The organism is Streptomyces dengpaensis (assembly GCF_002946835.1).
GTDB classification, from domain to species: Bacteria; Actinomycetota; Actinomycetes; order Streptomycetales; family Streptomycetaceae; genus Streptomyces; species Streptomyces dengpaensis.
The window spans coordinates 2080604-2092940 of record NZ_CP026652.1; the positions used below are offsets into that span (position 1 = coordinate 2080604).

General features: G+C 68.3%; 7 protein-coding genes. 4 read left to right on the forward strand and 3 right to left on the reverse strand.

Going from position 1 to position 12337, the window contains the following annotated elements:
- The first annotated feature begins 150 nt into the window (after positions 1–150).
- Positions 151–1680, forward strand: a complete 1530-nt coding sequence (locus tag C4B68_RS09480) for a helix-turn-helix domain-containing protein (protein ID WP_099498939.1) — start codon at positions 151–153, stop codon at positions 1678–1680.
- A 174-nt stretch (positions 1681–1854) separates the two neighbouring features.
- On the opposite strand, the gene C4B68_RS09485 is transcribed toward C4B68_RS09480, so the two are convergent.
- Positions 1855–2079 (reverse strand): hypothetical protein, encoded by a 225-nt coding sequence (locus C4B68_RS09485; RefSeq protein WP_240634269.1) that lies wholly within the window; start codon positions 2077–2079, stop codon positions 1855–1857.
- 131 nt (positions 2080–2210) lie between these two features.
- Between C4B68_RS09485 and C4B68_RS41300 the strand changes: the two genes are divergently transcribed.
- From C4B68_RS41300 to pglX, 3 genes are all read left to right on the forward strand, one after another.
- Positions 2211–2462 carry a hypothetical protein gene (locus C4B68_RS41300; protein ID WP_143674233.1) on the forward strand — a complete coding sequence of 84 codons (252 nt, stop codon included), beginning with the start codon at positions 2211–2213 and terminating at the stop codon, positions 2460–2462.
- Positions 2463–2637: 175 nt separating this feature from the next.
- Positions 2638–7314 carry a BREX system serine/threonine kinase PglW gene (gene pglW, locus C4B68_RS09490; RefSeq protein WP_099498940.1) on the forward strand — a complete coding sequence of 1559 codons (4677 nt, stop codon included), beginning with the start codon at positions 2638–2640 and terminating at the stop codon, positions 7312–7314.
- On the forward strand, positions 7311–10934 hold the full coding sequence (gene pglX, locus C4B68_RS09495) for a BREX-2 system adenine-specific DNA-methyltransferase PglX (protein ID WP_099498941.1): 3624 nt from the start codon (positions 7311–7313) through the stop codon (positions 10932–10934). Before pglW ends, pglX begins: the two co-directional genes overlap by 4 nt.
- 98 nt (positions 10935–11032) lie before the next feature.
- On the opposite strand, the gene C4B68_RS09500 is transcribed toward pglX, so the two are convergent.
- On the reverse strand, positions 11033–11242 hold the full coding sequence (locus tag C4B68_RS09500) for a DUF397 domain-containing protein (protein ID WP_099498942.1): 210 nt from the start codon (positions 11240–11242) through the stop codon (positions 11033–11035).
- Positions 11224–12066, reverse strand: a complete 843-nt coding sequence (locus tag C4B68_RS09505) for a helix-turn-helix domain-containing protein (protein ID WP_099499053.1) — start codon at positions 12064–12066, stop codon at positions 11224–11226. The genes C4B68_RS09500 and C4B68_RS09505 overlap by 19 nt, the downstream gene beginning before the upstream one ends.
- Positions 12067–12337 lie beyond the last annotated feature (271 nt).

A 12337-nucleotide genomic window follows, 5' to 3' on the forward strand; every position in this document is an offset into this window, starting at 1 on the left:
ATGGGCTGCACCCTGGTTGCACCGCCACCGTCGCGGCACTCCTCGAACACAGCGCCCGAACTCCCCTGTGACCGGCCCGCCCTGACGCTCCCGCACCCGGAAGGACCTGCTCCACTTTTCTTTATCTCACATCCGATATACGGTCGCGCCATGGCAGATGACTACCTCGTACGCATCGGCAAGCTCATCCGTGACGCCCGGCAGCACCGGCGCTGGACACAGTCGCAGCTTGCCGAGGCGCTCGGCACCAGCCAGAGCGCCGTCAATCGCATCGAGCGCGGCAACCAGAACATCAGCCTTGAGATGATCGCCCGAATCGGTGAAGCCCTGGACAGCGAAATCGTCTCGCTCGGCTATGCGGGCCCGATGCATCTGCGCGTCGTCGGCGGACGTCGTCTGTCCGGCTCGATCGACGTCAAGACGAGCAAGAACGCGGGCGTGGCGCTGCTGTGCGCGACGCTGCTCAACAAGGGGCGCACGGTGCTGCGTCGCGTCGCCCGTATCGAAGAGGTGTACCGGCTTCTGGAGGTGCTCGGTTCGATCGGGGTGCGCACCCGGTGGATCAACGACGGCGTCGACTTGGAGATCGTGCCCCCGAGCGAGCTGGAGATGGAGGCGATCGACGCGGAGGCGGCCCGCCGTACCCGCTCGATCATCATGTTCCTCGGCCCGCTGCTGCACCGTATGGACGCCTTCAAGCTGCCGTACGCGGGCGGTTGCGACCTGGGGACCAGGACCGTCGAGCCGCACATGATCGCGCTGCGCCGGTTCGGGCTCGACATCGCCGCCACCGAGGGGCACTACCACGCCCAGGTGGACCGCGCGGTCGCCCCCGGCCGCCCGATCGTGCTGACCGAACGCGGGGACACCGTCACCGAGAACGCGCTCCTGGCCGCCGCCCGCCACGACGGCGTGACCGTCATCCGCAACGCGTCCTCCAACTACATGGTCCAGGACCTGTGTTTCTTCCTGGAGGCCCTGGGCGTACGGGTCGAGGGCATCGGCACGACCACGCTCACCGTGCACGGCGTACCGAACATCGACGTCGACGTGGACTACTCGCCGTCCGAGGACCCGGTCGAGGCGATGAGCCTGCTCGCCGCCGCCGTGGTCACCGAGTCGGAACTGACGGTGCGTCGGGTGCCGATCGAGTTCCTGGAGATCGAGCTCGCGGTCCTGGAGGAGATGGGCCTCGACCACGACCGTACGCCGGAGTACTTCGCGGACAACGGGCGTACGCGGCTGGTGGACCTGACCGTGCGGCCCTCCAAGCTGGAGGCGCCGATCGACAAGATCCACCCGATGCCGTTCCCGGGCCTGAACATCGACAACGTCCCGTTCTTCGCGGCCATCGCGGCCTCCGCGCAGGGCAAGACGCTGATCCACGACTGGGTCTACGACAACCGGGCCATCTATCTGACTGACCTCAACCGCCTCGGCGGACGCCTGCAGTTGCTCGACCCGCACCGCGTCCTGGTCGAGGGCCCGACCCGCTGGCGCGCCGCCGAGATGATGTGCCCGCCCGCGCTGCGGCCGGCCGTGGTCGTCCTGCTGGCCATGATGGCGGCCGAGGGCACGTCCGTGCTCCGCAACGTGTATGTGATCAACCGCGGTTACGAGGACCTCGCCGAGCGCCTGAACTCGATCGGGGCGCAGATCGAGATCTTCCGGGACATCTGAGCGCTCTCTGACAGATAGCCGCCGCGCCCGGCCTGACCTGCGCACATGCGGGTCGGGAACGGGCGTAGCGGCCCTGTGGGACTTCTCGGGGACTTTGGGCCGGAACGGAGCTGTTCCCAGAGCGGCCCGGGCTACGCGAAGACCCAGGTATACCTGCACGGACGTGCCGTTCGCTCAGAACCGGCGCGGACCCTCGAAATTCCAGTGCTCGATCAGGGAAGGAACCTGGGTCCAGACCACGATGAGCACAACCAGAAGACTCAGGGACACTCCCCAGGCGGCCTTCCACCTGCGGGACACCACGGCGGCGGCCAGCAGAAAGACGGCGGCGAACAAGAGGATGAAGTTGGCCCCCGCAACGTCGTCGGGGTCACTCGTGGGTCCGATTTCCTCGCCCACGAACGGAAGACTCAAGGCCAACCAGAACAACGTGGCAAGGTACAGGCACGCGGCAACGACCGCCCTGGACCACAGGCCCCCTCGACTTTCGGGGAAAAGCACTCGCCAGTCCTTTCGGTTCGAAACTCGCTGTGCTGCACCCGGACCCGGGTGCGCCCAAGCCCGCCCCGCCGCGTTCTTCACCCCTGCCTGCCGGCGCGAGCGCGACCGTGCCGCCGCTCGTCATCGACGGATCCAACCTCGCCTGGAACGGGCGCCCTCCGCGCACGGCGGGCGGCAAGCCGAGCTTCGCGGCGTTGGAGGCGGCCGTCCGGTCACTGCGGTTCAAGCATCCCGACCGCGACATCCACGGCCCACCTGGAGTGCGGAACATTGACCCCTGAACTGGGCATAACCCTTTATTTCGACTCCAAGTTGCTCACAGCCTCGACGTCATGACTCATCCCGGCGTCAGACCCCACCGCTAGGATTTCACCACACCATCACCCTCTGAGCGGCAGAGCGGGCAGACGGTCGGCCAGGGGGGCCGTTCACTACGTTCAAGAGGTGGGGCAGAGCATGCGGGACGGCCGGTGGACCACGGTCACCGTCTCCGAGTTCGATCACGAGCGCCGGGGACTGGAGGCCATCCGGGAGAAGCTGCCCGACTCCGACCCGTGGCGTGCGTGGTCGAACTTCACCTTCACCGCGAACACCGGACACGTCCGCGAGGTCGACCTCCTCGTCGTCGCCCCGGGCGGCGTCTACATGATCGAGCTCAAGAACTGGCACGGCTCGGTCGCGGGCGAGAACGGCACCTGGGTGCAGACCACGCCCCGTGGTCACCGCCGCCCGCACGGCAACCCCCTGCACCTGGTCAACAAGAAGGCGAAGGAGCTCGCCGGCCTGCTCGGCAGGAACGGCAAGCGGGTGTGGGTCGGCGAGGCCGTGTGCTTCACCGAAGGATCGCTGCGCGTCCGTCTCCCGGCCCACGACCAGAACGGCGTCCATAAAATCGACGACCTGGTGGCGATGCTGAAGCAGCCGCCGCGCGACGCGCGCCAGCGCATCACCGCGATCGACTCCCGCGAGGTCAAGGCCGCGCTGGAGCGGGTCGGCATCCGGCGCAGCGACGCCGAGTACAAGGTCGGCCCCTACCTGCTGGAGCGCAAGGCCTTTGACACCGGCCGGACCTGGGCCGACTACTCGGCCCGGCACAGCGAGCTGCCGGAGACCGCCCGCGTACGCATCTACCTGCGCGAGCGCGGCTCCGAGGCGTCCGTACGGCAGTCCGTGGAGAACGCGGCGCGGCGCGAGGCGGCGGTCCTGCGGCGCTTCAAGCACACCGGCGTCGTCCAGCTCAAGCAGTACGACCCGTCGGGCCACTCCGCGGGCCCGGCCCTGATCTTCGACTACCACCCGCAGACGCTGCGCCTGGACGAGTACCTGCTCCAGTACGGCGGCAGGCTCGACGTCCTCGGCCGCATGGCACTGGTGCGGCAGCTGGCGGAGACGATGCGGTCGGCGCACTCCAGCCGGATCTACCACCGCGCGCTGGCCGCCCGCTCCGTGCACGTCGTTCCACGCGCCCGTGGGCCCCGCGGCAAGGCGGTCGGCGAGGAGGCGGCCTGGCTCAGCCCGCGTCTGGAGATCTCCGACTGGCAGATCGCGACGCACCGCGGCACCGGCAGCTCCGGCCAGGGCATGACGAGGTACGCCCCGACGGCGCTGTCCGCGATGCACCTCTCCGACGACGCGGACCCGTACCTCGCCCCCGAGCTGACCGCACTCAACGCCGACCCGGTGTACCTGGACGTGTACGGCCTCGGCGTCCTCACGTACCTCCTCGTCACCGGCAAGGCCCCGGCCGCGAGCCAGGCGGAGCTGCTGGCCCGGCTGGAGGCGGGCGAAGGCCTGCGCCCCGGCTCGCTGGTGGACGACCTGTCGGAGGACATCGACGAACTCGTACAGGCGGCCACCGCCTACCGCCCCGAGCAACGCCTGTCCACGGTCGACGAGTTCATGGAGATGCTGGAGTTCGTCGAGGACGCGCTCACCGCACCGCCCGCGACGCCGGAGGCACCCGAGAGGGACCCCTTGGAGGCGGCGAAGGGCGACGTCCTCGCCGGCCGCTGGGAGGTCCTGCGCCGCCTGGGCACCGGCTCCACCAGTCGTGCCTTCCTCGTCCGCGACCTGGAAGCGGAGACCCGCAGGACGCGCACGCTCGCCGTACTGAAGGTGGCGCTGACCGACAGCCGCGGCGAGATCCTGGCCCACGAGGCCGAGGTGATGGGCCGGCTGCGCCCCGACTCCCGCGTGATCCGCCTCGTCGAACCGGAGCCGCTGCGCATCGGCGGACGCACGGCCCTGGCGCTGGAGTACGTGGGTGACGAGCGGGAGGAGACGACCGAGGAGGCCGAGTCCGGCGGCAGTCGCACACGCCGCCGCGAGGAGACCGTCGCGCGCCAGCTGCGCGAGCGGGGCCGCCTGCCCATGGACCAGCTGGAGGCGTACGGCGACTACCTCTTCGGCGCCGTCGACTTCCTGGAGGGCGAGGGTGTCTGGCACCGCGACATCAAGCCGGACAACATCGCGATCCGCGTCCGCCCGAACCGCACCCGCGAACTGGTCCTCATCGACTTCTCCCTCGCGGGCTACCCGGCGAAGGACTACGAGGCGGGCACCGACGGCTACCTGGACCCGTTCATCGGCACGCTGACGCGCACCGCGTACGACTCGCACGCCGAGCGGTACGCACTCGCGGTCACGCTGCACCAGATGGCGTCGGGCGAACTGCCCAAGTGGGGCGACGGCTCGGTCCTCCCGCGCCAGACGGACCAGGCGGAGTTCCCGCACCCGAAGATCGAGTCGGACGCGTTCGAGCGTCCCATCGCCGACGGCCTGACCTCCTTCTTCAAGAAGGCCCTGCGCCGCGACGCCGCCCAGCGCTTCCCCGAGCTGAAGCCGATGCGGGACGCCTGGAAGAAGATCTTCCTGGACGCGTCGCAGACGGTGCCGTCCAGCCACCGCCCCTCCCGCCACCCCGAGGCGAAGGCCGACGAGACCGCCCCCACTCCGGCGGGCCGGGCCGCGATCGCCGAGGCCGAACCGCTCACCGCCGAACAGCAGCGCGACCAGCTCGCCGAGAACGTCACCCGGGAGACGCACCTGTCCCAGGCGGGCCTCTCCCCCGCCGCCGAGTCCTTCCTCTACGGCCTGGACATCACGGACGTCGGCCAGTTCCTGGACTACAGCCGCCGCAAACTGCTCAACGCGCCCGGACTCGGCGCCAAGACGCGGGCGGAACTGCAGCGCCGGCAGCGCGAGTGGGGCCAGTTGCTGCGCGCGGCCCCCGTATCACCGCTGACGCCGCGAGGCCGGGCCGAGGCCGAGGAGGAGCTGGAGCAGCTGACGGGTGCGGAGTCCGCCGTCGCCGGAGCACTGGCGACCGGCGAGGCGGCCGGCGCCCTGCCCGGCGCGGCCCTGCGCTCGGTGAGCCTCGACGCCCTCGCCACGATCCTCGTCCAGGAGCTGAACAACAACGGCGCCAACCGCGACAAGGTCGAGACCGTACGGCTGCTGCTGCGTCTGCCCAACGAACGCGGCGAGCTGCCCGACATCGGGGTGTGGCCGTTCCAGAAGGACGTGGCCGACCGGATCGGCCAGTCCGCGCCGCAGGTGTCGCGGCTGATGAAGGAGGAGCGCAAGCGCTGGAAGAAGCACCCGGCGGTGCGGGCGCTGCGCTCGGAGATCATCGGCCTGCTGGAGGACCTGGGCCGCGTCGCCCCGGCCGCCGAGATCGCGGACGCGCTGGCGTTGCGCCGGGGCACGCAGCTCGCGGAGCGCGAACAGCGGCGCGCCCTCGCGCTCGCGGCGGTGCGGGCGGTCGTGGAGGTCGAGCAACTCGACCCGGAGACCGCCCAGTTCCAGCACCAGCCCAACCGCAAGGCGACGGAGGAGTCCCTGGGCGCGGGCCTGCTCGCGCTGGACGTCCGCGAGGCCGACGAGGAGGCGGGCACGCCGGGCGACCCGCCGGACACGCCGACGGCGCCGGGTCTGCTGCATTACGCGACGCGCCTGGGCAAGAAGGCCGATGACCTGGCCAAGCTCGACACGCTGCCGACGGCGACGACCGTGCTCAGCGAGCTGACAGCCTTGGCTCCGCCGCCGGGCACGATCGAGTGGGACGAGCGGCGCCTCGTGGAACTGGCGGCGGCGGCCTCGGTGAACGCGGCGGCGACCCCGCGGCTGGAGATATACCCGCGGGACCTGTCCCTGGTGCGGGCGTTGAGACTGACGCAGGCCGGCCTGGTCCGCCTCACGCCGGGCATGCGGGAAGGCATCCAGCCGGGTCTGACGCCGGACGCCGTCCACGAGCGGGTACGGGCGCGTTTCCCGGAGCTGGTCGTCCCCGACATGCGGGGTGCCTTCACGCACGACCTGCCGACCGACGGTGCCCTCACCAAGGCGCTGCGGGAGGCAGGCTTCGATCTGGCGCTCTCGACCCACGAGGACGGGAAGACGCTGCGCTATCTGCCGACGCGGATGGACAGCGCGTCCAGCTACGTGACGACGCGCGCCGGGCGCCATGCGACGGACGTGGGCGCGGTGACGCGGTACTCCGACGACCCGACGCTGGCGGGGGCGGTGCGGGCGGAGGAACAGCTCGCCGCGTCGTCGCGCCGGGACGGCTACCGGGTGCTGACGGTACGGGCGGGACTGTCCCGGCGTGCGGTGGAGCAGCTGGGCCGGGTGGACCGGACCGGGGCCGAGGTGGTGTCGGTGACGGAGCTGTTCCTTGAGGCCATGCACGGGCTGGTGCCTCCGGGGACCAAGCCGACGTGGGAGACGCTGCTGAAGGCCGACGTGGCGGAGCCGGGTTCGCGGGGTGCGGTGAAGTTCGCGGAGTACGCGCGTACGGCTTGGGGCGCGCTGGAGCCGCGGGTGCGGGAGCTGCTGGGCGGCGCTGGGGCTGGGGCTGGGTTGCGTCCTGTGCTGCTGACGGACGCGGCCGTGTTCGCGCGGTACGACGCGATGGGCGTCCTGGACCGGCTGGCCGAGGTCGCGCGGCAGGGCGGGCGCGGGCTGTGGCTGCTGGTGCCGCAGGGCGACCCGGCGCGCGAACCGAAGCTCGGGCCGGTGGCGGTGCCGTACCAGGCCGGCCTGGGCGAGTGGATCGAACTTCCGGACTCGTGGGTGAACAACTCCCACCGGTCCGGCGCGGGTGAGGGAATGACCGAGGGAGACGACAAGTGATCGACCGCAAGGCCCTGTTGGAGGACCTGAAGAAGCAGGTCAAGGCGGTCGAGACCGACCTCGGGAAACAGGTGAAGGCCGTCGCGGAGGTCGGCTCGCGGCTGAAGGGCGAGTACGAGAAGGCGCGCAAGCTGGGGCGTACGGCGGCGACGTGGAACTCGTGGCTCGACGAGCGCGTCACGCAGGTCGCCGTGGCGTGGGTGCTGGGGACTGTCTTCGTACGCTTCTGTGAGGACAACGGGCTGATTCCCGAGCCGTACGTCACGGCTCCGGGCGACGACCGGCGTGAGCTGGCGCTCGCCCGCTTCGACGACTACGTGTCGAGGTCCCAGGACCCCACGTACCGGGGCTGGCTTGAGCTGGCGTTCGCGGAGCTGGGGTCGGGCCAGGCGGGTCGGCTGCTGTTCGACCGCCGGCACAACCCGCTGTACCAGATCCCGCTGTCGCATGACGGGGCGCGGGAGTTGGTCGAGTTCTGGCGGGGGCGGGACGAGTCGGGTGCGCTGGTGCACGACTTCACCGACCCGCTGGAGGAGGACGGCGACGGCACGCGGGGCTGGGACACGCGGTTCCTGGGTGACCTGTACCAGGACCTGAGCGAGGCGGCTCGTAAGACGTACGCGCTGCTTCAAACTCCGGAGTTCGTCGAGGAGTTCATCCTCGACCGGACAATGGATCCGGCGGTACGGGAGTTCGGCTACGAGGGCTTGAAGATGATCGACCCGACTTGTGGGTCGGGTCACTTCGTGCTGGGGGCGTTCCGGCGGTTGGTTCGGCTGTGGGGGGAAGGGCAGCCGGGGCGCGATGTTCATGAGCGGGTCCGGGCGGCGCTGGATTCGGTGCACGGGGTTGACCTGAATCCGTTCGCTGTGGCTATTGCGCGGTTCCGGTTGCTTGTTGCGGCTATGGCGGCCAGTGGGGTGACCACTATGGCTGGGGCCGGGAAGTACGAGTGGCCGATTCATTTGGCGGTGGGTGACTCCCTCATCAAGCATCGGCACACGCAGGGCAACCTCTTCGATGGGCTGGAGGAGGAGGGGGCCGATGAGCTTGCGGAGTTCAAGTACGAGACTGAGGATGTGCATGAGCACCCGGATATTTTGCGGGCGGGGCGGTATCACGTGGTGGTGGGGAATCCGCCTTATCCCACGGTGAAGGACAAGAGGCTCAATCAGCTTTACCGGGATCTGTACGACGCGTGCGCGGGGAAGTATGCGCTGTCGGTGCCGTTCGCTCAGCGGTTCTTCGAGCTGGCGAAGGTGGGGGGCGCCGATAGCGGGCTCGGGTACGGCATGGTCGGCCAGATCACTGCTAGCTCATTCATGAAGCGCGAGTTCGGAAGAAGACTCATCGAAGACTATTTCGCGCACAAGGTAGAACTGACAGAGGTAATTGACACCTCGGGAGCATACATCCCGGGACACGGAACCCCCACCGTGATGCTGATTGGAAAGCCACGTGGAGGGAGCGGGCGATCCAGCACTGTGCGGACGATTCGAGGGGTTCTTGGCGAGCCGTCAAGCCCTAAAGTTGCCGAAAATGGGCTCGTCTGGCGCGCAATCGTCGAGCACATCGACGAGCCAGGGGCACCAAGCAAGTGGGTATCAATTGGCGACCTTGATCGAGACCGATACTTCGGACAACATCCGTGGATGTTGGCGGATGGTAGTTTGGAAACTGTTGAAACCTTGCAGGCCGCATCGCAGCAGCCGTTGAGTTCTGTCGCGGAGGCGATTGGATCGGCCGCGATCACCGGAGATGACGAGCTGTACGTCTACCCGCACCCAACGGCAACTTGGGCGGAACGCAACGTCTCCCCGATGCGCCCATTTGTTGAAGGTGACCAAGTACGCGACTGGGTTTGCGACCCAGCGGCATCCTGCATCTTTCCGGTCGGGGTTTCAACTGAAGAACGCGAACGTATCGAAGCTAGCATGCTGTGGCGCGGGCGCAAGATACTGCGCAGCACGCTCTACTTCGGTGAGACAAAGGAACAGCGTGGAATGGCATGGTCAGACTATGCCTTCTCTAAGCGCGATCGACTCAACTCACCTCGTCTTCTTTCCTTCTCCTTTGTCGCAACACACAATCACTTCGTACTGGACCGCGGAGGACGGGTATTCAATAAGTCCGCCCCAGTGATTAAGTTGCGGGATGGAGCGAACGAGGAGGGGCATCTGCAACTGCTCGGCACCCTTAATAGCTCCACCGCCGGCTTCTGGATGAAGCAGGTCAGCCACAACATGGGCAGCACCGTCGATTCCAAAGGGGCCCGCCAGAGCACCCTCCCGTTCGATGACTTCTACCAGTTCAACAGCACCCCCATGTTGGGCTTCCCTCTCCCTGCGACTCACCCCACCCTGCTAGCAACTGCCTTGGACGACCTGGGACGAGGTCTCTCGGCCACCACCCCCTCGACCCTCGTCACCGAGGCGTCCCCCACAGCCACTGCACTCCGCAAGGCCAGCGCCGCCTGGCACTCTAGGCGCGCCCGCATGATCGCCCTGCAAGAGGAACTCGATTGGCAGGTCTATTCGCTCTACAACCTGCACCCCGATGACCTCCGCGTCTCCGAGGACCCCGCCTCCCCCGACATCCCCGAACTCAACCTCGGTGAGCGGGCATTCGAGATCGTGCTCGCGCGGCGCGTGGCCGCCGGGGAGGCCAGTGACGAGTGGTTCAAGCGGCACGGGTCCACGCCCATCACGGAGATCCCCGACCACTGGCCCGCCGCCTACCGCGAGGTCGTCCAGAAGCGGATCGACGCCATCGAGTCGAGCCGGGCCATCGGCATGGTCGAGCGCCCCGAGTACAAGCGGCGCTGGGCAACCGAGGGTTGGGACGCTCTCCAGGAGAAGGCCCTGCGGGCCTGGCTGCTCGATCGGATCGAGAAGCGTGAGCACTGGTACGACGAGAACGGCATGCCCACCCTCGTCACACTCTCCCGGCTCACCGACACCCTCTCCCGCGATGAGGACTTCGTCTCCGTCGCCAAGATCTACGCTCCTCGTAAGGAACTTCCCACCGTCGTCGCCGAGTTGATGACCGACGAGCACGTGCCGTTCCTCTCCGCACTGCGCTACAAGCCCTCCGGCCTGAAGAAGCGCGAGGACTGGGAGCACGTCTGGGAACTCCAGCGTCAGGAGGACGCCGCCCCCGACGAGCCTGCCAAGAAGAAGATCCGGGACTCCATCCCCGTGCCGCCGAAGTACACCTCGGCCGACTTCCTGCGCCCCTCCTACTGGCGGGCGCGCGGCAAGCTCGACGTGCCCAAGGAGCGCTTCATCTCGTTCGGGAACGCCAACGTCCCCACCCCCGACCTCTACGGCTGGGCCGGCTGGGACCACCGCGAGCAGGCGTACGCCATCGACACGTATATCGCCACCCGCGAGGCCATGAGCACGGAGGAGGTGACGCCGTTCCTCGCCGGGCTCCTGGAGCTTCAGCCCTGGCTGGAACAGTGGCACAACGAGGTCGACCCGACCTTCGGCGTCTCCCCTGCCGCGTTCATCAAGGGTGACCGGCAGATGGCCCAGGGCGAACACGGCCTCACAGATGAACAGCTGAAGGCCTGGCGTCCGGCCGCCGCGACTCGCGGACGCCGTACCGCTAAGAACTAGCGTCGGCACCGAGTCGGACGAGAACGGCGGCGGCCCCGTATCCACCACGCTGGTGGGTACGGGGCCGTCGTAACGTCTCGACTCCTTGGACGCGCGGGTCAGGCGCCCAACTCGCCACGCCTCACGGCCGTTACGAACGAGAACCAGCCATCAGCGGCGAACGTGATCACCGGCCCGTGCGGGTTCTTACTGTCGCGCACAGGGACGGCGGTAACGAAGTCGTCGGAAACCTCCACGCACTCGCCGCCGTCCTGGTTGCTGTAGCTGCTCTTGCGCCAAGTAGCGAAGGTCAGGTCGAGGGATCGCACGGTGTTTCCTCCAACAGGCGCAGGACGAACTTCCGCGACTCGGCGGGGGGCAACGCCAGGTCGCGCACTGCATCGTACGCACGCTGCAAGCGATCAACCGGGCCGTTTTCCTCGATCAGTTCGCCCCGGTAGCCGTTCTCCATGTATGCCACCGTACGTCCGTCCAGCAAGCGCAGGAACATGACGGTGGCGTTCATCAAGCCATGCGGTCCAACGCTCAGCGGCAGGACGTGAACCGTCAAGTCCTCCCGCTCCGCCATCGCCAGCAGATGCTCCAGTTGCTTGCGCCATTCCCCCGCATCACGCAGCGGCGACCGCAGGACCGCTTCCGAAATGATCGACCGGAACGGTGGCGACTCCTCCCCCGTCAACAGTTCCCGCCGCCCCATGCGCGCCTCGACCTGCTGCTCCAGTTCGTCACCCTTGAGACCGCCCGCCGCCAGCAGTTCCCGTGCGTACCCCGGAGTCTGAAGCAAGCCCGGCAGAACGCTCACTGCAAAGTGCCACAAGCTGGTGGCCTCCGCCTCCAGCGCCATGTAGCGCCGATACTGCTCACGGAACTGCGTATGGTCGCCACGCGCCAACTCCCACAGCGCGAGCAGCATCCCCGGCGTCCCGAAGTACTGGTCCAACGCCTGGACAACCTCCGGACCGCCCAGCGTCTCCCCCTTCTCCATCTTCCCGAACAACGACCAGTCCCACCCCAGCCGTTCCCCGAGCTGCCGCAGGCTGTCGCCCTTGCCTGCCCGCAACTGCCGTAACTCCTCGGCGAACCGTTGGCGCGGCTCCTGACTGCGGCCCGTGACGACGCGTCGCTGCGGCAACGTGACTCCCCTCCAGGGCTCCCGGTCACCGACCGTCCCGGACCGGCCCGTAAGCCCTTCGTACCCGTACTCACACATAACCCGTGCCCACGCGCCCACAGCCGCCCCTGTGGAAGTTGTGGAACGTGCGCCGTCCCACGAGGAACTCGACCGCGTCCACGGCACGTCCCGACCCACTCCGGCGGCATTCTCGTAATGCGCCCACTACGCACGGTAATTCACCGATCACCCAGGCAAAGGCCGATTCGCGAATCCACCCCACCCTCCCGGA

Excerpts from the sequence above, each read along its gene's own strand:
- C4B68_RS09480 (WP_099498939.1), top strand. The coding sequence starts at position 151 with ATGGCAGATGACTACCTCGTACGCATCGGCAAGCTCATCCGTGACGCC.
- pglW (WP_099498940.1), top strand. The coding sequence starts at position 2,638 with ATGCGGGACGGCCGGTGGACCACGGTCACCGTCTCCGAGTTCGATCAC.